This window comes from Syntrophobacter fumaroxidans MPOB (assembly GCF_000014965.1).
GTDB classification, from domain to species: domain Bacteria; phylum Desulfobacterota; class Syntrophobacteria; order Syntrophobacterales; family Syntrophobacteraceae; genus Syntrophobacter; species Syntrophobacter fumaroxidans.
This window is the reverse complement of record NC_008554.1, coordinates 2,420,711-2,445,839: the sequence shown is the minus strand read 5'-3', so window position 1 is coordinate 2,445,839 and position 25,129 is coordinate 2,420,711. Positions and strand designations below refer to the sequence as shown.

The 25,129-nt window shown below is 61.1% G+C and carries 18 protein-coding genes; 12 read left to right on the top strand and 6 right to left on the bottom strand.

Going from position 1 to position 25,129, the window contains the following annotated elements; all coding sequences use genetic code 11:
* Positions 1–299 precede the first annotated feature (299 nt).
* Positions 300–1,871: an AmmeMemoRadiSam system protein B gene (amrB, locus tag SFUM_RS23790; RefSeq protein ID WP_150109479.1), complete on the top strand. Its 1,572-nt coding sequence runs from the start codon at positions 300–302 to the stop codon at positions 1,869–1,871.
* A complete protein-coding gene (gene amrS, locus SFUM_RS10330) occupies positions 1,846–3,063 on the top strand; it encodes an AmmeMemoRadiSam system radical SAM enzyme (protein WP_011698848.1) in 1,218 nt (405 codons plus the stop codon). Before amrB ends, amrS begins: the two co-directional genes overlap by 26 nt.
* A 9-nt stretch (positions 3,064–3,072) precedes the next feature.
* On the opposite strand, the gene SFUM_RS10325 is transcribed toward amrS, so the two are convergent.
* Together SFUM_RS10325 and SFUM_RS10320 are read right to left on the bottom strand one after the other, a co-directional pair.
* Positions 3,073–5,346 carry a spermine/spermidine synthase domain-containing protein gene (locus tag SFUM_RS10325; protein WP_011698847.1) on the bottom strand — a complete coding sequence of 758 codons (2,274 nt, stop codon included), beginning with the start codon at positions 5,344–5,346 and terminating at the stop codon, positions 3,073–3,075.
* Between the two features lie 73 nt (positions 5,347–5,419).
* On the bottom strand, positions 5,420–6,226 hold the full coding sequence (locus tag SFUM_RS10320; protein WP_011698846.1) for a L,D-transpeptidase: 807 nt from the start codon (positions 6,224–6,226) through the stop codon (positions 5,420–5,422).
* Between the two features lie 1,162 nt (positions 6,227–7,388).
* Between SFUM_RS10320 and SFUM_RS10310 the strand changes: the two genes are divergently transcribed.
* On the top strand, positions 7,389–9,323 hold the full coding sequence (locus tag SFUM_RS10310; protein WP_011698844.1) for an ASKHA domain-containing protein: 1,935 nt from the start codon (positions 7,389–7,391) through the stop codon (positions 9,321–9,323).
* A 241-nt stretch (positions 9,324–9,564) separates the two neighbouring features.
* Positions 9,565–10,929 (top strand): TolC family protein, encoded by a 1,365-nt coding sequence (locus tag SFUM_RS10305; RefSeq protein WP_041440290.1) that lies wholly within the window; start codon positions 9,565–9,567, stop codon positions 10,927–10,929.
* Positions 10,930–10,983: 54 nt separating this feature from the next.
* Here SFUM_RS10305 and shc read toward each other — a convergent pair whose 3' ends face one another.
* The 3 genes from shc to SFUM_RS10290 form a co-directional block, all read right to left on the bottom strand.
* A complete protein-coding gene (gene shc, locus SFUM_RS10300) occupies positions 10,984–13,116 on the bottom strand; it encodes a squalene--hopene cyclase (RefSeq protein WP_011698842.1) in 2,133 nt (710 codons plus the stop codon).
* Positions 13,113–13,739: a TetR/AcrR family transcriptional regulator gene (locus SFUM_RS21725; RefSeq protein WP_011698841.1), complete on the bottom strand. Its 627-nt coding sequence runs from the start codon at positions 13,737–13,739 to the stop codon at positions 13,113–13,115. Before SFUM_RS21725 ends, shc begins: the two co-directional genes overlap by 4 nt.
* Positions 13,740–13,909: 170 nt before the next feature.
* Positions 13,910–15,697, bottom strand: coding sequence for a S8 family peptidase (locus SFUM_RS10290; protein ID WP_011698840.1), 1,788 nt, complete (start codon positions 15,695–15,697; stop codon positions 13,910–13,912).
* A 566-nt stretch (positions 15,698–16,263) separates the two neighbouring features.
* On the opposite strand from SFUM_RS10290, the gene queD reads away from it, so the two are divergent.
* From queD to SFUM_RS10250, 7 genes are all read left to right on the top strand, one after another.
* Positions 16,264–16,644: a 6-carboxytetrahydropterin synthase QueD gene (gene queD / locus SFUM_RS23535; protein WP_011698839.1), complete on the top strand. Its 381-nt coding sequence runs from the start codon at positions 16,264–16,266 to the stop codon at positions 16,642–16,644.
* Complete coding sequence (locus SFUM_RS23530; protein ID WP_011698838.1) at positions 16,645–17,292, top strand: radical SAM protein; 648 nt, start codon at positions 16,645–16,647, stop codon at positions 17,290–17,292.
* A gap of 44 nt (positions 17,293–17,336) precedes the next feature.
* Complete coding sequence (queC, locus tag SFUM_RS10270) at positions 17,337–18,041, top strand: 7-cyano-7-deazaguanine synthase QueC (protein ID WP_011698837.1); 705 nt, start codon at positions 17,337–17,339, stop codon at positions 18,039–18,041.
* Between the two features lie 54 nt (positions 18,042–18,095).
* A complete protein-coding gene (gene queF, locus SFUM_RS10265; protein ID WP_011698836.1) occupies positions 18,096–18,563 on the top strand; it encodes a preQ(1) synthase in 468 nt (155 codons plus the stop codon).
* Between the two features lie 215 nt (positions 18,564–18,778).
* On the top strand, positions 18,779–20,029 hold the full coding sequence (locus SFUM_RS10260; protein ID WP_011698835.1) for an inositol-3-phosphate synthase: 1,251 nt from the start codon (positions 18,779–18,781) through the stop codon (positions 20,027–20,029).
* Positions 20,030–20,893 (top strand): sugar phosphate isomerase/epimerase family protein, encoded by an 864-nt coding sequence (locus SFUM_RS10255; protein ID WP_011698834.1) that lies wholly within the window; start codon positions 20,030–20,032, stop codon positions 20,891–20,893.
* Positions 20,890–21,714 (top strand): sugar phosphate isomerase/epimerase family protein, encoded by an 825-nt coding sequence (locus tag SFUM_RS10250; RefSeq protein WP_011698833.1) that lies wholly within the window; start codon positions 20,890–20,892, stop codon positions 21,712–21,714. Before SFUM_RS10255 ends, SFUM_RS10250 begins: the two co-directional genes overlap by 4 nt.
* A 142-nt stretch (positions 21,715–21,856) precedes the next feature.
* Here SFUM_RS10250 and SFUM_RS10245 read toward each other — a convergent pair whose 3' ends face one another.
* The gene (locus tag SFUM_RS10245) at positions 21,857–22,705 is read right to left on the bottom strand and encodes a tyrosine-protein phosphatase (protein WP_011698832.1); all 849 of its coding nucleotides are present in this window, start codon (positions 22,703–22,705) and stop codon (positions 21,857–21,859) included.
* A gap of 278 nt (positions 22,706–22,983) precedes the next feature.
* Here SFUM_RS10245 and SFUM_RS10240 point away from each other — a divergent pair, with 278 nt between their 5' ends.
* Positions 22,984–24,570, top strand: coding sequence for a carboxypeptidase M32 (locus SFUM_RS10240; RefSeq protein ID WP_011698831.1), 1,587 nt, complete (start codon positions 22,984–22,986; stop codon positions 24,568–24,570).
* The last annotated feature ends 559 nt before the right edge of the window (positions 24,571–25,129 follow it).

The following is a 25,129-nucleotide window of genomic DNA, read 5'->3' as shown; positions in this document are numbered from 1 at the left end:
CGGGAGCTCAATTTGCGACTCCCATAAGGAAGACACCGCACTATACCCCAAAGGCAGATTGGAAAGAACCACAAAAGCCGCCGCGCAGTTGGAGTTCTCAGCCTCCGGGAAACAAATCGGGCGGGATGTTTCCCGCGCGTCATTCGGAGGCGCCGCCCGACCGTTCACTGCGCTTCCATTCGCCACCTTTGTGTTGACCTCGGGGGATGGCGCTCTTTATAATGAATGCGGTGTCTTTTGAAAAGTCTTTGAATTTTCAAAACAAAACAGATATTCTCAATCATTGTCGGATGCCTGCCATGATGAACTTCCACAATAAAGCGTACAGACGGTTTGTCTTCCTGCTCCTGGGGGCTGTGCTGGTCCTTTTCCGGTGCCCGGGCATTCAAGGCGACGGCAGCGCCGCGGCGGGGGCCCCGGAACAGGTCAGAAAACCGGCGATTGCGGGCACTTGGTATCCCGCTTCTCCGGTGGAGCTGAGAAAACAGATCGAGGGGTTTCTGAATCGGGTTCCGGAGCCCAAGCCTCGGGGGCAATTGGTTGCGCTGATCTCTCCGCACGCCGGCACCATCTATTCCGGACAGGTTGCGGCCTACGGGTACAAGCTCCTCGAGAAACAAAAATTCGCATCCGTCATTGTCATATCCCCGAGTCATCGTGCCCGTTTCGAAGGCGTGGCAACCTACGAGCTGGGAGGTTTCCAGACGCCTCTGGGCATTGTTCCCCTCGACCGCGATCTGATTGAAGCCCTGAGGCGTCGCGACAAGCGCATCGCCCATCGCCCGGAGGTCCACTCGGAGGAACATGCGCTGGAGATCCAGCTTCCCTTCCTGCAGACGGTCCTGGAAGAATTCAAGCTGGTGCCGCTGATCATGGGGGAGCAGGACTTCGCCACGTGCAAACGGCTTGCCGAGGCGATCGCCGACACGGTCAGGGAGAAACGGGTGTTGGTGATCGCCAGTTCCGATCTTTCGCATTTCCATCCGTACGAACGGGCCAAGGCCCTCGACAAGGTGGCGGCGGACCGGGTGGGTGCCCTCGACCCGCAGGGGCTCAGCTACAGCCTGGCCGGAGGGGAGTGCGAAGCGTGCGGTGGCGGGCCCATGGTCACGGCGATGCTGGCCGCAATGCGGCTGGGGGCGAATTCGGCCGAGGTGCTGAAGGTCGCGAACTCGGGTGACGTCACGGGAAACAAGAACGACGCACGGGGCGTGGTCGGGTATATGTCGGCGGCCCTCTGGCGGGGCCCGTCGGGGAAGGCCGGGGCGGCCGGAACATTCGATTTGATTGCGAAGGCCGAAGCCGCCGGGCCTCCGGAATCAACCGCCGCAGGCTCCAACCTGACCGCCGAGGAGAAGGAGGCGTTGCACCGCATTGCCAAACAGGCGATTGAGGCCAAGCTCCGAGGCGGCCCGGCGCCGTCCGTGGACAAGGCTTCGGGAAATCTGAAGGAGCCTCGAGGCGCTTTTGTGACCCTGCACAAAAGAGGAGAGCTCAGGGGCTGTATCGGGCACATCATTACCAGCCGGCCCCTGATCGAGACGGTGAGCGAGGTGGCGGTGGCGGCAGCCGTGCAGGACCCGCGTTTCAGGCCGGTGACCGCCGAGGAGTTCAAGGATTTGGATATTGAAATCTCGGTTCTGACCCCGTTGCGGAAGATCACCGGCGTGGAGGAGGTCGAGGTGGGAAAGCACGGCCTGGTGATTCGCCGAAACGGTGCATCCGGGCTCCTGCTTCCCCAGGTCGCGACACAATACGGGTGGGACCGCAGGGCGTTTCTGGAAAACACGTGCAGGAAGGCGGGCCTGCCGTCGAACGCCTGGCAGGATGAGAGGACGGAGATCTATGTTTTTTCCGCCGAAGTGTTCTGATCCCCCGCCGGCGACCGCTCGCGCCCAGGCGAGGAGACCGGTCGGCAGAAGAGAGTTCCTGGCGCAATGCGGACGCTGCGCGCTTTTGTGCGCCGGTTTCAAGGCCCTGGATTGGGCGACGCCTCCGTCGGTTCGTCCCGACGGTCCCGGCCGGGGATACATCGGACGCAAGTTGTCCCCCTATTTTTCCCCGCTGGGCGGCGGACGAATCCGCTGCGAGCTCTGCCCCCGCTTTTGCGAAGTCGACGACGGGGAGCGCGGGTATTGCCGGGTCAGGCAGAACCGGGAGGGACACTACTACTCCCTGGTGTACGGCAACCCGTGTGCCGTTCGTGTCGACCCGGTGGAAAAGAAGCCGTTTTTTCACGTCCTTCCGGGGTCGCTCTCCTTCTCCATCGCCACGGCGGGATGCAACCTGAACTGCAAGTTCTGTCAGAACTGGGAGATTTCTCAGGCGAAACCGGATGATACCTACAACTACCAGGCCCCCCCAGAAACCGTGGCGGAAAATGCCGCCCGGAACGAGTGCGCTTCCATTGCCTCCACTTATGTCGAGCCGACCATCTTCATCGAATACATGATCGATATCGGAAAAGCGGCCAAGCCGAAAAGGATTCTGAACGTCATGCATTCCAACGGCTACATCAATCCGGCCCCCCTCGACGATCTGTGCCGGTTCCTGGACGCGGCCTGCATCGATTTGAAAGGGTTTACCGACGAGTATTACAGGGAAATGACCGAAGGAACCCTCGAACCGGTTCTGAGCACGCTGAAGAGGCTGAAGCAGCTGGGCGTCCACACGGAGATCGTCAACCTGGTGGTGCCCGGGAAAAATGATAGGATGAGCGGGATCAGGGAGATGTGCAGGTGGATCGGCAAGGAACTGGGTCCGGAAACCCCGCTGCACTTCAGCCGGTTCCATCCGCTCTACAGGCTCCAGAGTCTCCAGCCGACGCCGGTTGCCACGCTCGAAGAAGCATGGAAGGCCGCTCGAGAAGAAGGCTTGCATCATGTGTATGTCGGCAATGTGCCGGGTCATCCCGGGGAGAGCACGATTTGTCCGAAATGCGGGACCGTGCTCGTGGACCGAATCGGGTACACGGTGAGAAACGTTCGCCTCAAAGACGGAAAGTGCTCGCAGTGCAGCCGTCCCCTGCCCGGTATATGGAAACGACCCGAGGCGGATGCGTAGGGCGGCGGGTCATTTTCGGGGCCGGATGAGGGTGAGGGAACACGCGAGGCAGAGTACGGCGAGGGCTTTGAGCGTTGCCGCGAGTCCGTAGACGGGCACCAGGAACAGCGACGAGAGGACGACACCGCCTGCCGAGCCTGCGAGGTCCGCGGCGTAGAGGGCGGGGCCCTTGAGGTTCACGGCGGGACTCGTTCCCGTGCGCACCGTCACCGCCAGCCCGAAGTGGAGGCCGCCCAGGAGGCCGGCCGCGAAGGCCAGGGCCGAGAAGACGAACTTCACGAGCGCCATGGCGTCGGAAGACTCTTCCAGGTAAGTGCGCAATGCGGACATGATCGGCATCGTCGCGACCAGCAATGCCGAGAATGCCGCCTGGACCGCAGCCATCCCCGGCGCGCCGTTCTCTATCCGTTTCGCGCCGAAAGCCGTCACGGCGCCGCCGGAAGCCAGCCCCGCCATGTAGAAGGACACGATCAAAGCCAATTGGGTGTACACGAAACCCGCAAGGACCTGGAAGCCCACCAGCAGCACGATTTCGAGGGTCATTTGAGCGGCGCCGACGACCATCACGTTCATGGCCACGGCTCGGGAATACCCCGCTCTTCCCCTTGCGAAGGTCGCAAGGATCGCGAGCGAGACCGCGCCGAGGGCACCCCACAGGACCCCTTGACCCGCGCCCGAGAGCCTGTTCAGAGCGGAACCGATGGAGGGGTCAAGCTGGGCTCCCCACACTGCCAGGTTGTGGAAATAGCACCTCGGTTCAAAATCGCGGTTGACCTTGACCCCTTCGGTTTCCTGCAGCACGTTTGCAAGGTATGCGATTCGAAGCGGATTGAGATAGTCGAAGAGGTAGTATTCCCTGACGAATTTCAAGTCGAGACGCCGCGCGGAGATGCGGTCGATGAGTTCCCGCGGGTCGCTGAGCAGCCGGCCGTCGGGGTCCGTGCCGAGGAACCGGGCGCTTTCCCCCGGGATGACCAGGACTGTGGGAAAGACTTCGCGCAGAGTGACTTCAAGCGACCGCAGGAAACGGGCCTGAACGGGGCCGATCATGTCCGGTGACGATGAAACCGCGAACGAGAAGACCCCTTTTGGATTCAAACGCCCGCGGATGTCGGAAAAGAACTCCTCGGTGTAAAATCGGTTCATTTCCGCGGTCAGGGGGTTGCCGAGATTCAAGACAATCACGTCGTAGCGGTGTTTTCGCGTTCTCACGAAAGATGCCGCATCCTCATGAAAAAGATGCACCCGGGGATCTTTGAGAGCGGCGCGGGGCGCTCCGGCCGACAGTTCTTCCGCGATCCGGATGATTTCGGGGTCGGGCTCGACGCAGTCCAGGCGCTCGAGCTCCGGGTGCTTGACCGCCTCGGCGGCCAGCCTGGGGGCATCCCCGCCGATGAGCAGAACGGCGGCGGGGTCGGGATGCTGGAGCAGGGGGAGATGGACGCAGTATTCCGCCGTTTGCGGGTCCGGAAAGGAAAAGAGCAGCAGGCCGTTGCCGAACAGGCTGTACTGGTCCGCTTCGCGCAGCAGAGCCAGATTGTGAAACGGTGTGTCGCGGGCGAAAAGGAAATTCGATCCCCACTGTAGCCTGCGGCTCGCATCATCGAGGGCGGGGGAGAAGGTCAGCCCGATCCCGAGGAGAACGAGCGCGGCCAGGCACGTTCCCGTAACGGCTTGCGTTGCGCGTCGGTCGGATCGGCGCGGCTTTGGCAAGGCGATGCAACCGGCAATAACGATGGCGGCGACGATCAGCGCCGCGGCAACGGCCGATACCGCGGGCAGCAGGACAAAGGTGTAGAAAAGCCCTCCGACGGCGGCTCCCGCGGCCTCACCGAGGTAAATGGCGATCGGGCGACCGTTTGTGTGTGCGTTGCCGGCTCCGGCCTGGGTCCAGGCGAGAGCGAATACCATTCCGGAGGCCAGGCAGAACGGAGCGGTCACCGACAGGGTAATGCCGAGCATCAGGCCCGGTCGCACGATCTCGCCGACGGGAATGGCCCAGATGAGCCTCGAAGCCCTGATGAAGAAAACGGTCAAGGGGAGCAGCAGAGCCAGGAAGGGCAGCGCCGCCGCGAGTCCCACCCCGTCCGGGTTCATTTTCTTGTGAAAACGACCGGCGAGCGTGCTTCCCAAAGCAGTCCACAACAGCCATCCGGCGAATATCAAACCCGTGGAAAGCTCATTGCCGTAAAAAAGGACGAGCAATTCCCTCAGGACCAGTATCTGCCCCGCCGTGGAGGCGAAGCCGGCCAGAAGAACGGCTGGGAACGGCGCAGAACGCATAATCGCTCGGCGTAGGGGTGTTGAATGCTTTCCGATTGAGGCGACTCGTACGGGCAAACACGGTTGTCGACGGTCAACGGCTGCGGATGCCGGATTTGCCGGGTGCCGTGCCGTCCAGGTCCTTTACGGAATCGACGATCACCACCGGAGTGCCTTTGTCGGCCCACTCGTAGAGGTCCTGCGCGCGCTTCGGGGGAAGGATGACGCACCCGTGAGAGCAATACGCGTTGGAGACGTCTCCCGCGTGGATCCAAACCGTGTCGTAGACCCGCAGTGCCCACGGCATCCAGGCCGGTTCCCCGAAGTCGTTGGAGTAACTCCTGGAGTAATGATCGGGGTCTTTCTCCAGGACTTTGTAGAAACCCCTTTCGGTGGGTTCGGCTTTCGTTCCGATGCACGCCAGGGCGTCCCCCGCCATGTGTCCCATTTCGTACCAGCCGAGAAAAGGAATGCTCCTGACCACCACGATGAGTCTCGGAATGTCGGCGAACCGAGGCAGAAACCGGGGCATCGGGGTCCAGTCCCGGAAATCGGCGAAGTCGTCCGGCACTTTGATGGGCCGCCCGTGCCGGATGTCGTCATAGATGTAGTAATGTGCCCGGCGATTGAGCCGCGCGAGTATCTCCCGACAAAGGATCGGGTCAATCCGGGCGGCCTTTTCGCAGGAATTCCACAGCTCGTCCTCGCCGATCACCTTCTCAGTCCAGGTGAGCTTCGGAGTCTGCTCCTCGCCGTCCACGCCTGAGACGAACTGCTCGATTTGCGTTCCGTTCCGTGCCGCAACATCGGCGCAACGGCATTGATCCCGCGCTCCGAAGCAAGCCAAACCCAGGACCACCGCACAGACAATAACCGCGCATTTCACCGCTCCAGCCACCATTGACGACCCCTCTCAGCCCACTTTACAACGATCGGACGGCTCCGATCGGATACCGTCATGGATTCAGCCCTGCCCATGCCGGCCGCGCAGCCCGTCTCTTGCGTGAACGCTCCGTGAAGAGCCGCACTCCGACGGAACGATACTCTACACTGTCCGCCCGCAGTTGAAAATCCTTTCCTCGTTCGCATGATCCCTGACCTGACGCATCCTCGGGGAAAAAGGCGGATTTCGGCCCGGAACAACGGTCATTGGGTCTCTTATACGAAGTTGTGTTCAAGATGTATCTTTCAAGCACAAAAGAGCGGGGGAATGATTCCCCCGCACCCCCCAAGTTTCGGCCACACGCGCAAGCGCGTGAGGCCGAGTGCTCGGCGCTGTCGGCGACTGGCCGAAGGCCGCCGCCGCAGCGCCACACGGAGCCGCGAAGCGGCGAGGGGGTGTGGGGGATACGTCCCCCACGCTTTGAGAGTATCATTTTGAACGCAATTATCCATGCCCCCTGTGACACCCGCGAAGCATGAAAACAGTTTCACCCGTGAATCTATTTTCTAGGTAAATCCGTATTAGCGGGGAAGGAGAGCAAAATCCGTGGTCGCCTTGCGCGAGAAGTCGGGACAACCCACGGCGGGCGGTAACTCCCGGCTGACCGTCACGGAACGCAGCCGTCGTTTCGCATCCCGAAAAGAATCCGCCGTCAAAACTCTTGTGTTCGGGTTCGTTCTGCATTATCTGTGGAAGCGATGCATCGCTTTGCGACAGAGCCGCAGCAGGCGGAATCAAGCACGGGACCCAGCTTTATCGCTTTCTTTTCGGACGCCGCTCGTCACGTTCATCCTGAATGGCTGCACCGGCCATGCACCGGAGCCGGCCCTGCTCCATGAACCCTCTTTCGTCATTCCGTGTGAGGAAGTGCCGGGATTTGTCCTGTGATCGACAATCGGCGGATCGTGCCGGACGAGAACGATCCGGTTTTCGGAGGCCGATCTCGGGGAATCGGACGAAGGTCCGTCGGAGTGGGGACGGCCCGCAGTTGATACGATCAGAGCGGGGCTTTCCCCCGGTTTTGACGGCGTCGCGGGCAGGAATCGACGGGGCCGGTGCGTGACGCCGCGGGAGGTTCCGGGCGTGCAGATCAGAAAGGAGAGTCCTTACACGGCTTGCCATGACCAGGAATGTCATTTTTGAACCATACGGAATCACGATTGCCGTGGAAGATGGGGAGAACCTCCTCCGCGCGGCCCTGGATGCAGGCGTGCACGTCAATGCTTCGTGCGGCGGCCAGGGGGTTTGCGGGAAGTGTAGAGTGATCCTGGAATTCGGGGAATTGGAAACGGATCCCGGTGAGAACATCGGCGAGTCCGACTGGAACGCCGGATACCGTAATGCCTGTCGGAGCCGGGTGTATTCGGACGTAGTGGTTCGGATTCCTCCGGAATCCCTGCTGGATCGGCGCTCGATCCTGCGCCGTCATCCCGGAATCGCCCTTCGACCCAGCCCCATCGATTTCAAGGCCATCAAAGCCGCGGGCCTCTACAGTCCGGCATTTGAAAAGAGGCTTGTCGAGCTCACGCCGCCGACTCTCATGAACAACCTCTGCGACATGTCCCGGCTGGAGGCCGGCCTCGCGCGCCGGCACGGGCTGGATGCCGTCACCCTCGACTTCTATCTGACCCGGGCGCTGAGTCGGGCGTTGCGGGAGAACAACTTTGAGGTGACGGCGACGCTCGACTTCTCGCGCCGCCGCTATCATTTCCCCCATGTGCTGAATGTGGAGGGGGGGGATACCACGCAGCGGCATCTGGCTTTCGCAGTCGATATCGGCACCACGACCGTGTGGGTGCAACTCATCGACATCGCCGCGGGGGAAGTCCTGGGCCATGCGGCCGACTACAACGGTCAGTTGACCTACGGGGACGATGTCATCACGCGGATCATGTACAGCCAGAAAGAACAGGGACTCAAGCGCTTGCAGGAAGCGGTGGTCGCCACCATCAACCGGCTCATGCACCAACTTCTCCACAAACATGCCATTCCGGCGGATGAAATTTCGCACATCACCATGGCGGCCAACACCACCATGACGCATCTGTTCTACGGTATCGATCCGGGTTCCATACGTCTGTCACCTTACGTTCCGACGGTCTGCAACGTCCCGTTGGTGAGAGCCCGCGATCTGGGGCTCGATGTCCCTCCCCACGTGTTCATCAACTGCGTGACGTCGGTGTCCAGCTACGTGGGCGGCGACATTGTGGCGGGGGTATTGGCTTCGGGGATATACAAGGACCCCAGGCTCACGCTCTATATCGATCTGGGCACCAATGGGGAAATCGTGATCGGCAACGAGCAGTGGCTTGCGTGCGCCGCCTGCTCGGCAGGACCGGCCTTTGAAGGAGGCGGCATCAAGCACGGCATGCGGGCGACCGTTGGGGCCATCGAAGAGGTGAGCGTCAATCCCGAGAACTACGAACCGATGATCATCACCATCGGCATGACCAAGCCGAAAGGCCTCTGCGGATCGGGCATGATCAACCTGATGGCGGCCTTGATGGAGTCGAGCCTGTTGGAGCCCAACGGTCGGTTTCGAACCGACCTGAATACGCCGCGGCTCAGGATGGGTGAATTCGGCAGGGAGTACGTCGTCGCATATGCCGAGGACAATCAGATCGGTCAGGACATCACATTCAGCGAAGCGGATGTGGACAACCTGATCCGGGCCAAGGCGGCGATGTTCGCCGGTTACGTGACTCTGTTGGAGAGTGTTGGGATAGAGTTCGGGGACATCGACCAGGTCATCCTTGCGGGCGGATTCGGCAACTTCATCAATATCGAGAATGCCGTCACCATCGGAATCCTCCCGGATTTGCCCCGGGAACGGTTTCAGTTCGTCGGCAACGGTTCGCTCCAAGGGGCCACCCTGATGGCATTGGCCCGGGAACTACTGGATCAGGAACGCCGGGTGGCCGGCATGATGACCAATTTCGATCTCTCCGAAGTCCCCAGCTACATGAGTCACTATGTGGCCGCGTTGTTTCTGCCTCACACGAAAGCCGAATTCTTTCCGACGGTTACGGAGCGACTGCGAATGCAGAAACCCTGAGCGCAGCCCGGCCGTGCGATTCCCGATGTCCCCGTGCCCGGACGATCGCTCCCGGATGGCGACACCCGCCTTTCAACCCTTCTGAATTTGTTTGACACGCATCCTCTTGTTTCATTAAGTAAATGGCCACTGGCAGCGCATGAGATGATCGGGAGCCTGCTTTTTCAAGCTCTTCGCCCGGAGAAAAGCGATGGTCCGGAACCCGTCGAACAGGAACATAAGTCGAAAGACCTCTTTGTGGATGTCCGTGTTCGCCCTGGTGATCCTGGTGGCTGTTCCGGCAGGCGGCGAGGCGCGCGCCGGGGAACGGCTTCCGGTTCCACGCGACCTGCCCGCCCGGGTTTTCACCATTCAGGAAGCGGTGGAATACGGCCTGGCCCATAACCCCGTCATGCAGGCGGCGGATGAAGACATCAAGTCGGCTGAACAGGGGGTGAAGGCTGCGCAGGCCGATTTCCTGCCGAGAGTGGACGGTTCCTACAGTTTTACCCAATGGCAGGACAAGCCCATCGCCAAGATCACCGACTTGCCGGGTTCCCCCTATGTCCAGTTCCAGACCAGTGACACGACGCTCAATCACTGGCAGGCTCAGATCACGCAGCCCCTGTTTCAGGGATTTGGAATTCAGGCCCGCTACGAAATGGCAAAGCAGGAGAAGCACATCGCCGGCCACCGGCGCTCGGAGACGTCATTGAACCTGGTGCGGGACGTGCGGCGGGCCTTCATCAGTGTACTGTACGCTCAGAAGGTGATCGAGGTGGTTCGGCAAAACGTGACCCAGCTCAGGTCCCATTACGATGACGCGGCCGCGCTGTACCGCCAGGGACTTACGGCCCGCAACGACACGCTCAAGGCGGACGTGGCCCTGGCGGACGCACTCCAGCGCGAAAAAGAGGCGGTGAAGCAACTCTCGATCCTCCGGTTCCAACTGAATCGCCTCCTGGGGATCGAGGAATCCGCGGAACTTGAACTGATCGAATGGGAGAAGACGCCTCCCGCGGACGGCACCCGGGATGCGCTGCCTCAATTGAACGAGCTTTTCCTGCGCGCCGAAAAGAACAGGCCCGAACTGGCGTCCATCGACGCCGGCATACGAGAGGCCGAAGAAGGGGGGCGCGCTGCGCGCAGCGCGGCATTTCCCAGGGTGTCCCTGTTTGGCACCTATTACCGTGAAGGCAAGGATTTTCCGGCCACGGAAAACGATTTCTCCAACGATCACAACGCCGCGGTCGGAGTGAGGGTGGACTGGAACTTTTTTGAAGGCGGAAAGACGCGGGCCAACATCAGTCAGTGGCGGCACCGCCGCGAGGCTCTGAAAAAGCGGCGGACGGACCTGGTCAAGCAGGTGCAGATCGAAGTCAAGGAGGCGTTCGAGCAACTGGAAGTGGCGCGCGCCAACCTGGCCACCGCCCGTGTTGCCGTGACCCAGGCCGAGGAGAACCAGAGAATCACCCACGTCCAGTATCGCGAGCAGATGGCCATCGAGACCGAGGTGCTGGATGCTCAGTCCTACCTGGTTCAGGCGCGGAACAACTTCTATGCCGCCCTGTACGGGTATCAGCTCGCCTGGGTGAACCTGGAACGCGCCGTGGCCGAGTCTTTCTGAAACGGCGCCGCTTTTCAGAGTTCGGAACTTCGGTGCGCCGTTGCGACTGGCCGGTCACAATGCAGAACCGTTCGGGGTGGTCTCGCCATTCCCGCCCTCCCTGGCGGACCGCCGCAGCTGCAGGTGGTACCTGGCGCGGCCGAGGGCCATCAGCGGGAAATAATGTCGATACAGGTTGTAGTTGATCATGAACGCGCGCTGGAGCTCGGTGCCCTGCTTCAGTGAGGCGCCCATGTCCCGGAGGCGTATCCGTTCTCCCACACTGTACCCGGGGAATCCGGTTCCGGTGTATTGCGGTTCTTCCCACGTACCGCCATGTTGGGCGAACAGCAGAAAATCGATTCCGCGCCGGACGGTATCGTCGTGGGCGCCGCTGCCCACCGCCACCAGGCCCATGATCGCCCAGGCCGTCTGGGATGCCGTGCTTTCCCCGACGCCGCGCAGGGAGTCGTCCATGTAGGAAGCCGGCGTCTCTCCCCATCCGCCGTCGGCGTTCTGGCGGGACGCCAGCCAGTCGGCCGCCCGGAGCACATAGGCCGACGACATGTCTTCGCCGATGGCCCGCAGGGCCGGCAATACCGTCGCCGTTCCGTAAATGTGGTTCACACCCCATCTTCCGAACCAGCTTCCTTCAGCTTCCTGCTCCCGTCGAATGAAACTCACGGCCGCCTCGATTTCCCTCGATGTCATGTCCCAGCCCAGCGCGGCCAAAGCCTCGATGACATGCGCGGTCACATCGACACTCGGCGGATCCAGCAACTCTCCGAAGTCGCAGAAGGGAATCTTGGTCACCAGCTTGAAATCATTGTCCCGGTCGAAGGCCGCCCATCCCCCGTTAGAGCACTGCATGGCGAGAACCCAGTCCCTGGCGCTACGGATCGCCCGGTCGACGGCCGACTGGTTCGCCGTGAACGGCCTCAGCCTTGCGAGCACTTCGATCGCCACCGCCGTGTCGTCCACATCCGGATAGAAGCTGTTGGCGCGCTGGAAAGCCCAACCGCCGCAGGGAACACTGGGGACACGGACAGCCCAGTCGCCAGGCACGCTGATCTGCCTGTTCAGCAGCCACTCCAGAGCGGAAGCGATCGAAACGGACGCTTTCCGTTCCTCGCCGCAGTCGGCCAGGGCGCGGAGCGACAATACCGTGTCCCATACGGGAGATTCACTGGCCTGGAGGTAGATGCCTCCGTCGCGCTCATAGGACCAGTGAGAATCGAAAGCGCGCAGGCCCGCCCTCAGGATCGGGTGATCGAGTCCGTAGCCCTCGGCGTGCAACGCCAGCAGGGCGTAGATCCACGGGGGCTGAATGCCCGACCATGCCCCGTCGGTTTCCTGGCGTCGGATGATCCATTCCAGGCATACCCGGATGGCGGTTTCCCGAAACGGAGCACGGCGCGTGCGCGCATAAAGGCGCAAAATGCGATCGCACACGTGAAAGAAGCCTTCCCATGAAAGCCAGCCGTCCTTTCGCGGCAATCTGAAGTCGAATGCGGAGCGCCCCTGGGGGAACAATTCGTCGAGCCTGCGGTCCTCGGGCAGCGGCCTCACCGGGCGCCGGGCGGAGAGGATCGACAGCGGAACGATGGTGCTGCGCGCCCAGGAAGCGAAATGATAGATGTTCAACGGCATCCGGGGAGGGAAAAAGATCAGCTCGGGAGGAATGGTCGGCGTGCCTTCCCAGGGCCATTCCCCAATCAGGGCCAGCCAGTACTTGGTGAAATTACGGATGTTCGCGAGCCCCCCGCCGGCAAGAATCCATTCCCTGGCACTGCTCAGGGGGGCGCTCTCGGGGGCCAGCCCGGAAGCGCGGAGCGCTGCGTAACACTCAACCGTCGTGTTGATGTCGCCGTTGGGCGCTTTATGGAAAACACCCCACGAACCGTCCGCCCGCTGCTCGCCAAGTATCGCGCGAATTACCCCGTCGTATTTCGGGTCATCGTCGATGCCCAGAAAATGCATGGCGAGCACCCACTCCGCTTCCATGCAGGAATTGGACTGAAGCATTCCCGCCCAGAATCCATCGGGATGCTGATCGCAAACCAGCCAGTCGACCGCGCGGAGAATTCCCTCGTCCAGCCGTGACCTCAACGGCTCCGCTGGGGTCGAACAGGAATGTTCTTCCCCGGACGGTGGTTTGTCGCGGGAACCCGTTGGTATTTCAGGGGGAAACGTATCGAGTCTTCTCATAAACGCGACGGAGCCTCGTCTTTGCTGCGTGGTTTGATCCCGTGAAGCATCACATCGAGCACCTGGTTAAGGTAACGATCGTCAACTTCTTCCGCTTCTTCGTTGAAAAGGCTCAAGTAGTAGGAGCGGTTCTGGCACCAATACAGGGTCAGCGCCTCGGCCATGAGGAGGAGAAGAAGCGGGTCGAGCTCCCGACGGATAAAGCCGCCGGTTTGCAGGTTGAGGATTTGAACGAACATCCTGTGCACCAGCACTTCCGCCTCCGGCCACAGGCTGCTTTCGCCTTCCAGGTTGGACCATACCGAAAGTCTGAGCAAGTCGTCGTTTTTCCGTAGGAACAGGAATGCGCTACGGATGAACTCGCCGATGAAGGAGATGTCTCTCGGAGTATCCTCATTCAGGGGCATCGCATCGCGAGCCTGCTCCATGAGTCTCTGTTTGATCGCGCGGTAGAGCCCCTCCTTGCTGCCGAAGTAGTGATGGATGAGAGGCTGGGAGACTCCGGAGGCTTTCGCAATCTCCCTCATGGAGGTGCCCGAAAAACCGTTTCGGGCAAAAAGGCGTTGTGCCGCGTCCAGAATCGCTCGACGTGTGCCTCCGGAATCGCGTGTACGGACTTTCATGGGCGGCTCCCTGCAATGGTGTTTATTTATCGATCAGTAAATACTACAGGCGCACCCCCGCTGTCAAGCTTGAACACTCTCATCATCGAATCAAGGAAGCGGCTCGAGCCTCCCGCCTCCGACTCTCCCGGAGCGGTCTCGCGGCCGAAAGCGCTTGACGGATTCCGCCGTCAGTTCTTCGGAAACAGGAATGAGCGAGCGTTCACCATGCCGGCTCCGAATGCTTCCCGATACGAGATGGGTTTTCCCCCCAGATGGCAATAGCCGCTGCTGCATGGGAGCCCGGTGAGGTCGCCGCGCGATTTGTCCCTTGCACTCAAGGGCGGAGTGGTGTTTTCGTCGATTTTCCGCGCGCCTTCCTTAAGAAAAAAGACCAGGAGTTGAGGATTGTGGCGCAGCCAGGGGTAGGCTCCGGCGAGCAGGGCCAGGGCCGCCGACACATGCGGTGTTGCCATGGATGTCCCCTGCATGACCGTATAGCATTCGGAAGGGTTTGGAAACCCTTTGGCGGTGATCCTGTAACAGGGTACCACGAGGCCCCAGTTCGAAGTGGTGCTGAAGGTTTCCCAGGCACGAAACGGCTTGTCTCTTGTGACCGGCCAGCCCGGGGTGCCGCCCCCGTCCGCTGCGGGGAGATTGAATTTGCGGGCCCCCCCCGGGGCCGCCACATCGATCCTGGGTCCGTAGTTGCTGTAGTAGGCGAGCTGATTCAGCTTACCGGCTCCGAAAGGTTGATGGCGGTCGGACTCGGGCTTGCATGTCGCATTGAACGATTCCGCGCTGTCGCCGGGACAGGCGGGCGATGCGGCCTCGACAACGTTGCCGGTCGCGGAAACCATCACCACTCCGGGGATTCCTCCGGGGACCGCCCACTGACCGTGCAGATCCTCCAGGTAGCCGCCGGGCGTGGTCATACTCCCGTGGCTGAGGACCTCGCCCCCGGAGCCGATCCGCACGTGTTCATTGCCGGCCGCCGCGACGATCACGGTGCCTTTCTTGAGAGCGTAGGAAACCGCCGCGGCATACCGACGGTAAGTCTGGTCCTGCTCGGGATCGCTACGGTCGACGTACCCGCCGAACGAAATGCTCACGATGTCTATGCCCTTGTCCGCGGCGTAAAGGAATGACGCGATGATGGTCGAATCGTAGGCGTAGCCGCACCACTGCGCAATTTTGAGCGAGACCAGCCCGACTTCAGGGGCTATGCCGTTGATCCCGGCGCCGTCGAGCATCGCGGCAATATTGCCGCCGATCCAGGTCCCGTGCCCGTGCCAATCGGTTCTCGCGGGTCCGCCGTAGATTCGGGCGTTGTCCAGATCGGACTGGCCGAAATAGCTTTCGCAGATCGGGGAATCTTCATCGGCGGTGAGGTCCTTCACGTGCACGACCTGGGATGCGAGCTCCGTGTGGGTGAAGTCCAGACCGGTGTCGGCGACTCCAACCAGCACGCTGGACGATCCGAGAGTGGTCTTCCATGCGGCCGGGGCACGAACCCTGTGCACGTTCCACATGAGGCCCGCCAATTTGAACGCGGGATCGGGGATCACCTCGCTGCACAAATCCCGGGACACTTTCACTTCATAGGATTTGCGCGACCCGTCGGAATTGAGCAGTTCCCGCTTCATTGCGGGCCGAACGAGCGCCCGCAATCCGTCCCTGGCGATCCCCGCGGCGTGGCTGATTGCTCCGGGCCTGGCGAGGTCCCTCCTGTGCGGCGGAATCGAAACCGCGAACGTCAGAATTCCCGGCATCTCCCGGATGATGGTCGCGCCGGACCGGGTGAGTTCCTCCCGGAGCAGCCCGAATTCTCCGCCACTTGCAGCGGTCGCCATATACCTGTTTTGGGGTTGTGCGAGAGGCGCCGAGTCGGAGGCCCAACCCGGCTGATAACCGGAAAGCAAGGCGAAAAGAAGGCCCAGGACGCAAAACCGGGCGGGATCGAGGTTCCGGCGGTGCATCGTTTCCTCCTGTGCTGGGATTGTCTTTCCATCTTCAGTTCAATGCCGCGCCCGGCCGACCTTCCAACACTCCGGGCGCAACCGCGCGTGAGGCGCGGACGGCGATCATTCGGATTTCCCATCCCTTTTACTCCGGTTGCGGGGGGGGTGCAAGCAAAGTCGGGTGCGGGGCGGCCGTTGAGCTCGCCGGAAACCGTGCGGCACGGTCGCGAGAAGGCTGCGATGCCCGGAGTTTCGAGCCGGGCGGGAGCCTCGATTCTCCGTGACCGTCCGGTGTTGCCCGAGTGACTAATTTGATTGCCCGGTGAAGAAATTTTGCGTTAAAGTATGAAAGCTTGAGCAAAGGCGTGAAGAAATGCGGAAGACGACTCCTCGCGCGATGTGGCGGGCAGCCGCGCGGAATGCCTGACCGGCAACGTCGGCACGGTCCGGGGCGTGGGGGGCCGTATGGGTTCAATGGCCTCGGCGTGCGGGCCTCGCGACGCGGTGAGGCTGTTCGAGGTTGAACCTTCTCTCGCGGGCGTGATGCAGGCTGTGGACCATTCGAGGCGTATTCGGGGAGAACCATGCCGGGGGTTTATGAAGTCTTTTTCCGATCGGGTTTTTCGGCGGCCCATCTTCTCCGCGATTACCCGGGAGACTGTGCGCGGCTTCACGGTCACAACTGGACGGTGGAAGTGTACGTGGAGTGCCGGGAGTTGGACGAAATCGGCATCGGAATCGATTTCTACGACATCGACAAAGCCCTGAAGCAGATCATGGTCGAAATGGACCACTGCAATCTCAACGATCTGGCTGCCTTCAAGGATCGGAATCCAACCTCCGAGAACCTGGCCCGATATGTATACCGGGAATTGTCCGGGAAACTCGATGCCCCCGCGATCAAGGTGGTCAAAGTGAAGGTCTGCGAGACCCCCGACGCGGGAGTGACGTATCGGGAGGAATGAGTGGCGCTGCGGGTGAACGAGATCTTCCACAGCATCCAGGGGGAATCCGGGTATGCGGGATGGCCCTGCGTGTTCGTGCGATTGACCGGGTGCAACCTGCGCTGCTCCTATTGCGACACCCGGTACGCCTACGATGAAGGAGACTTCGTCACCCTGCGGGAGATCATCGGCCGGGTGCGTCGGTTCGACTGCCCGCTGGTGGAAATCACGGGGGGGGAGCCTCTTCTCCAACCGGAAACTCCGGAGCTTGTCGCAGAACTGCTCGACCTGGGCCACACGGTGCTGGTCGAGACCAACGGCAGCATGGACATCTCCGTGGTGGACCGCCGCTGCGTGAAGATCGTTGATTTCAAGTGTCCGTCGAGCGGCGAGTCGGACGCCAATGATATGGAGAACCTGGAGCGCCTGGGATCGCGTGACGAGATCAAGTGCGTCATCGGAACGCGGGAGGATTACGAATTTGCCAGGGAGATCGAGCGGTTGGCAGCGGAACGGGCCGGAACCGGCAGCACGGTTTGTTTTTCTCCCGTTTTCGGCAAATTGGAGCCGAGGGAACTGGCTGAGTGGATCCTTGCCGATCGTCTGCGAGTCCGGCTCGGGTTACAGCTCCACAAGATCATCTGGGAGCCGGATACACGAGGAGTCTGACAAGCGGACCACCGCCGGGAACCATTGGAGTGAGGGGATCTTTCTTGGGACAGGAACATCGTCGCAAAGCCGTGGTGCTCTTTTCAGGGGGCATCGACTCCACCACCTGCCTTGCCGTTGCCAAGGCGGAGGGATTCGAGGCTTACGCGTTGAGCTTCTTCTACCACCAGAGGCACGGGGTGGAGGTGGAGGCCGCCCGGCGTTCGGCACCCGCCCTGGGGGCAAGGGAACACCTCGTGCTGGAGCTGCCGCTGGATCGGATTGGAGGGTCCGCTCTGACCGGCCATGAGGAAGTTCCCAAAGACGTTCCCGTCGAAAAGATGTCGGACCGTATTCCGGCAACCTATGTGCCGGCCCGGAATACCATCTTTCTGTCCTTTGCGCTGGCGTGGGCGGAGGTGCTCGGCGCCGCGGACATATTCATCGGCGTCAACGCGCTCGACTATTCGGGGTACCCCGACTGCCGCCCGGAATACATTGCCGCCTTTGAAAGGATGGCCAACCTGGCGATCCGGGAAACCGTGGAAGGCAGAATGCGCATCAAGGTCCATACCCCGCTCATTCGTCTGACCAAGGGGGAGATCATCAAGCGCGGTCTTGAGCTCGGCCTCGACTACAGCCTGACCCATTCCTGCTACGATCCCGACGCCCGGGGACTGGCCTGCGGACACTGCGACAGTTGCATTCTCAGAAAGAAAGGATTCATGGAAGCAGGAATACCGGACCCGACGCGCTACGTTCGGGATTGAGCGCGTTTCATCCCGCGGCAACCCTGAAAGCAATTCCCGTTCTAAGGAGATCCAATGCCCATCGATGGCTATTCATCACTGACTCAACTGGGACGGCAGGCCGGCGTGCCCGCCAATCCGGATGAGGCCGTTATCGAGACGTTCGCCAATCCGCATCCGGGAACAAACTACACGGTCCGCCTCACCGCTCCGGAATTGACGACCATCTGCCCCATTACGGGACAGCCTGATTTTGCCACCCTGATCGTCGACTACGTTCCGAGGGACCGGCTGGTCGAAAGCAAGTCGTTCAAGCTTTTCCTGGGAAGTTTCCGGAACCTGGGGACTTTCCACGAGGACTGCACGGCCTATATTCACAAGCGTTTGAGCGATGCCCTCGATGCCGCGTTTCTCCGGGTGGTCGGCCTGTGGAACGCCAGGGGGGGTATCACCATCGATTGCGTCGTGCAGACGGGCGAACTGCCCTCGAACTGTGCCCTGCTGCCCCTGGGCAGAACCGACTACCGGACGGGCAGGATATAGCCGGACCAGGCCCGGAGGGACTTCGGGAGCGTGTTGAGCCGTTGGAGCAAAACGCTCCCGGGCGAAGCGAAAGATTCTGCGAGGCCGGGTGGATTGCTCCGCCCTCCGATCTTCCCAGGCATTTGTTGCCGCGCTTCCCTTGCAGTGGGGCGCGGGGTGCCCAAGAATTCGAGCCGAAAACCCGGGTCGGATTGCGTTAAGGATTCGAGTCTCCAATGAAAAGCAGGAAAGTCGGCGTCTGGTTGATCGGGGCGTTGGGGTCCATCTCCAGCATGGTGGTGGCGGGAGCGGCGGCCCTGCGGCGCGGCCTGGCCGCTCCGACGGGAATGGTGAGCGTTCTCGAACCGTTCGGGCGCCTGGACCTGGCGGGCGTGGACCGGCTCGTGTTCGGGGGATGTGACATCCGTGCCGGGAGCCTGCGCGACGAGGCGTGGGCTTTTGCGGAAAAGACCGGGGCGCTCGATCAGCGGATCCTGCAGCAGGTTGAGGAGGATCTGCTCGAGACCGATCGCCACGTCGGGGTGGGCACCGTCCGCAATTGCGGTGATGCGATCCGCCGCATGGCTTCCTCCGTCGATTCCCCCCGGGTTTCCGTGTGGGAGGAAATCGTCCGTATCGCGGAACAGCTTCGAAGCTTCAAACGAAAGACCGGAGCGGACATCGTGGTGGTCGTCAACCTGGCGTCCACCGAACCGCCCCTGGCCATTGACGAACGACACCTGGAGCCGGACGCCCTCGAGCGGAGCATCGAGCGGAACGAAAGCGAGGCCGTGAGGGCGAGCACCATCTATGCCTATGCCGCGATTCGCGAGGGATGTCCCTATGTGAATTTCACTCCGTCCAACGGCGCTCTGCCACCCGCCCTGGTGCGCATGGCCGAAGCAAGAGGGGTCCCCGTTATGGGCAATGACGGGAAGACGGGCGAAACCCTGGTCAAATCGGCACTCGCGCCGTTGTTCGTGTGCCGGAATCTCGAGGTCCTGAGCTGGGAGGGGTTCAATATTCTGGGGAACATGGACGGCGCCGTTCTGGAAAACTCCGCGAACCGGGAGTCCAAAATAAAGACCAAGGACGGCGTCTTGTCCAGAATCCTCGGGTACACGCCGCACTCTCGGGTCCGCATCGATTACGTGCCTTCTCTGGACGATCAGAAAACGGCCTGGGATTTCGTGCACTTCCGGGGATTCCTGGGGACGAAGATGACCGTGCAGTTCATTTGGCAGGGCTACGACTCGCTCCTGGCGGCTCCCCTGGTCATCGACCTGGTGCGTTTCGCGGAATTTGCCGCGAGGAACGGCGAATCGGGGCTCATGCCGCATCTTGCCTCATACTTCAAAGAACCGCTGGGTGTCGATGAATACCGTCTCCAGCAGCAATTTGAAATGCTGCTGGACTACGCCCGGGCGTTTTCAGGCCGTAAAGGCCTCGATGGTCCCTCCCGGAAATCGGCGACCGGAGTGAATTGAATGCCGGGGCTTTCCTTCAGCACCAACGCGTTCGTTCGCTTTTCCGTCTGTGAAGCGGTGGAGCGCATCGCGGCGATCGGATTCGACGGAGTCGAGGTCCTGGCGGATGTGCCCCACCTGTTCGCAGGCCGGCGACTCGATCCCGAGCTTGCCGGGCTCAAGGCGGTCCTCCGTCGCTCCGGCATCCGCGCGGCGAACGTGAACGCAAACACGGCCGTGGGGTATTACGGCGGGTGTTTTTGGGAGCCCTTGTTCGAGCCTTCGCTGGCGAACCCGGACCCGGATGCGAGAAAATGGCGAATCGAGTATTCAAAGCGATGCGTCGAAATCGCACATGAACTGGAATGCCCGAACGTGAGCGTGACCTCCGGTCGAATGGTTCCGGGGACACTCCCCTCGGAATCGCTCGAACTGCTGAAGGACTCACTCGAAGCCGTTCTTCGGTGCGGAGAAGCCCATGGAGTCCGAATCGGCATGGAATATGAGCCGGGGCTTCTCGTGGAACGGTGCGGGGAGCTGGAGGCGTTGATGCGGGCGCTGGATTCTCCCTGGTTCGGCGCAAACCTCGACCTGGGGCACAGCCATGTTCTGGGCGAAGAGCCGGAATTCGTGGTCCGTTCCCTGGGGGCTCGGATTTTTCACGTGCACATCGAGGACATCGCGCGGCGAAAGCACTATCACCTGATTCCAGGGCTGGGGGAAGTCGATTTCGCGGCCCTGTTCCGAATCCTCGACGACAACCGCTACGACGGGTTCATTACCGTGGAGCTCTACACCTATCCGCACCAGCCCGAAGAAGCGGCCACCCGGTCTCTGGCCCATCTCCGACCACTCATTCACGAAAAACCACAGGTCGACCCATGAAATTTGCCTTCAGCTCCAATGGATTCCTCAGGCATTCCCTCAAGGATACCATCCGCATCCTGGCGGATATCGGATACCAGGGCATCGAAATCATGGCGGACGTGCCCCACGCCTATCCGACGCAACTCAGCGCCGCCGGACGGAAGCAAATCCGGGCGGCGCTACGCGAACATCGCATGGAAATATCCAACGTCAACGCCTTCATGCATCATGCCGACGGGGATACCTATCATCCGTCCTGGATAGAAAAGGATGCCGGGGAGAGAAAGAGACGGGTGGAGTACACTCTGAATTGCATCGATCTGGCGCGGGATCTCGGTGCCCGCACAATTTCCACCGAACCGGGCGGCCCGCTGGACGGGATCACCCGCGAAGAGGGGTTCCGATTCTTTCGGGAAGGGCTTGCCGCCGTCGAGGAAAGAGCCCGCAAGAAAAGGGTCCGGATTCTCATCGAACCGGAACCGGGCCTGCTCATCGAAAACAGCCGGCAGTTCCTGGAACTGTTCCGCCTGCTCGACCCGGAGGTGTTCGGATTGAATTTCGACATAGGCCATTTCTTCTGCGTCGGTGAAGACCCTCAGGCGCTCATTCCGAAAATGAAAAGCATGATCGGGCACTTCCACCTCGAGGACATAGCGGCGTCGCGCATACACCATCACCTGATGCCGGGGGAGGGAGCCATCGATCTCCCGGCGGTCCTCGAAGCCGTTCGCGGCATCGCATTCGAAGGATACGTCACGGTGGAGCTCTACACCTATGTGGACAATGCGGTGGAAGCGGCCCGCGACGCCTTCCGTTACCTGCGGAAGGTGATTTCCTGAGCGGAAGGGGAACCCCCGCATCACGCCGTGGCGCCGTCCGCGGCTCCGCTAACGCGAGTGCATGCGTTCGGGCATCGCTGCCGACTACGGGAGGACGCATCGGAAGAAGGAAACGGCGGGGAAGACGGGAACGGTCCGGCGGCTAATGAGGATGCACGCCGAACAGGGAAAAAAATCTTCTCAGCGGGGAATCGACGGATGCCTTGCGCAGGGGCACTGGGTCGGGCAGTCTCACGGGCTCGCCCCGGATGATGCTCCAGGGCGTCTCGTCGACCATCCGGCGCGCCGATTCCTCGCCCACTATGGACACGGCGGCGCTCAGGCCATCGGAGAGCCGGGGAGTGCGCACATGGAGGCCGTGCGCATCCGTTGCCAGGATATGAGCGAGGTTGTGAGACATGAGGAGAACGGAAAACCTCCGCACCTCGCTTCCAAATCGCCCGAGAAGGCTTGCCGACGTGATCTGGACGAGGACTCCCATCTCCACCCAGCGATAGATGAGCGGTGCATTGCGCATCAGGTGCCCATGCCTCTCGGGATGGCTCAGGACCGGCGTGATTTCATTGGATTGCAGCTGCCAGAAAACATGGTCCATGTTGCCCGGCAGAAATCGGTCGGGGAACTCGATCAGCGCATATCGCCCCGTATCGTTGATAGTGAGCACCTCTCTGGACTTGATCTTGCCCGCCAGGTCGGCATCCAGGCGCAGTTCGGAGCCCGGGTACACCGACAAGGGAATCCGTTCTTCGGCGAGCTTGCGTCTGAAGGATTCCAGGCGGTCGAGAACCATCTCCGCCGTATTGTCGTAGAAGCCGGAAATCCAGTGCGGGGTGCAGACGATGCCCGAAACGCCGTCGTCCACCGCCAGCCGTGCCATGGCCAGGCTCTGCGGCCAGTCGTCGGCTCCGTCGTCGAGTCCCGGCAGGATATGATTGTGCAGATCAAGGATGCGATCGGTCTTCTCAGCCGGCGGGTTTCTGTCTTCGGTCATCGATTCACGCTCATTATGCGGGCTCTCTTGAGTCTTCTGTCTTTTTGCAGGCTATCATAAAATTGTCTAACCGTCTTTGGCAACATCGATTATAGTAGTGTTAAATTCTCTTAAGAAACAGCCCGGTCGAGGGTGTGGATCGCAGACTCCGGCCGGTGGAACGACTGGACTTCACCTTCCTTTTCAAGCCGAACCCTGCTTGGTTCGGCGACCTCGCGCACGATCCGTCCGAGCTCTTCATGTTTAAATCCGAACCCGCGGGATTCACGGAGGGCAGGATGAGGCCCCGGAAAGCGTATGAGTGGCTGTTGTCTCACAGCAGGGAGATCGCCTGTCTGGAATCGATGCGCTCTCTGCTGATCTGGGATCAGCGGGTGTGCATGCCGGCGGGAGGCCATTCCCATCGCGCGGTCCAGTTCGGCGCCCTTGCCGAGCTGCTGTCGGCCAGGACGACCGATCCAAAGATCGGAGAGATGCTCGAGAGGGTGGAGGAATCGCGGCTGGTGGAGGATCGGCTGTGTCCCGAAGCCGTCAACGTTCGCGAATGGAGGAGGAGCTTCGACCGGGCGGTGAAAGTGCCGCGCACGCTCGCGGTGGAACTGGCCAGGGCGGCGGCTGAGGGGGAATTGGCCTGGGAGGTTTTCAGACCGCGCAATGACTGGAAGTCATTCATGCCGTATCTGAAAAGGATCGTGGAGCTCAAACGCAACGAAGCGAGCCTGCTCGATTCCGGGAACGAATTCTACGACGCATTGCTCAACGACTACGAACCGGGAGAGACCGCGGAAAACATCGAACCCCTGTTCGGGGTGCTCAAAGAGGCGCTCCTGCGGATTCTGCACTGCATCGAGAACAGCAACGTGACGCCTGACCGGGAGAGATTCCCGCGGCACTACCCGGAGCCCGCTCAGGAAGCGCTCGCCAGGGAGGCGGTCCGGCTGACGGGCTACGACTTCAACTGCGGTCGAATGGACCCGGCCGCGCATCCGTTCACGGCCACCATGGGTCCGGGAGACGTCCGAATAACGACGAGATACGACACGTCCTGCTTCGGCATGGCGTTTTTCAGCGCCTTGCACGAGACGGGACACGGTTTGTACGACCAGGGGCTCGATTCCGGGCACTGGGGGACTCCCATGGGGCGCGCGGCGTCCATGGGGATTCACGAATCCCAGGCGCTCACCTGGGAAAACTGGGTGGGCCGGTCCCTGGGATTCTGGGAATTCTTCTATCCGAGGGCCTGCAGGTTCTTTCCGCACCTGGCGGAATCCTCCCTGGAATCCTTTCACCTCATGGTCAACGATGTGCGGCGCAGCCTGATAAGGACCGAGGCCGACGAGGTGACTTACAACCTTCACGTGATGTTGCGTTTCGAACTGGAACTGGCGCTCATTCGATATGCCGTCGAGGTGCGTGATCTGCCGGAATTGTGGGAGCACAAAACCCGGGAGTATCTCGGGCTGTCCGTACCCGATCACAGCCGCGGCCTGATGCAGGACATCCACTGGGCCGAGGGGTCCATCGGGTACTTTCCCGTCTATGTGCTGGGGAATCTTTACGCAGCCCAGTTGTTTGCCCGGGCGGAGGACGAACTGGGAGATCTCGATGCGTCTTTCTCACGGGGGGAGTTCGCACCGTTTATCGACTGGCTGCGATCGAACGTGCATTTGCACGGCAGCCGTTACAGGCCGCGGGAACTCTTGAAAGCGGTCACCGGAGAGGATTTGAATCCCAAGTACTTCATCGCCTACCTTGTGCGCAAGTACGGGGCACTCTACGGATTCGACATGTCGAGCGTGCGAGCCGCGAGGCGGCCCGAAAAATTGTGCAAGACCGATTCTCCGGCGCCGGCATGCACAAAATAGCGTGGGTTTTCGGAGGGAGTATCCGGGTGGATTGCCGGGCGGTGGGGCGGATGCAAGTCGCGGCAAGCCTTTTCGGACTTGGACGGGACGAATGCGGAACCTCTGTGGGAGCGAGGAGCTTTCCCCTTCCTCCACGCTGGATTGTGAAAAAGGCTAGTATCTAAAGATGTTGCATTTTTGCTGCCGCGAGCCGCATTTTTGCCCAACATGCCCCTTGACTTCGCAAGGTCGGTGGATTAAGAGACACAATCATTTAATGGGGATATGGATACTGAATTTTTAGGTGATGTTCAAGCTTGGCTTAGATGTCGGAGCGTCCGCCCATCGTTCCAGGATGCTGTTTCATAGAAGACACGGGACCCGGCTTGCCGCTGTCCGTCGTTCACCATTCATTCACTCGGGTTTGGATCATGTTCTTCGGGGTGCGCCGTTGATCCCGGTCTCGCCGAAGAGTGTGGGGATTGTGCGGAAAAGCGATGTGCATCCTGTTTTCGGAAGGTGCATTCCCGGGCAGAGCAGGGTGTCCCCGGTCCGAGTTCTTTGAACCACGAGCGTTTGT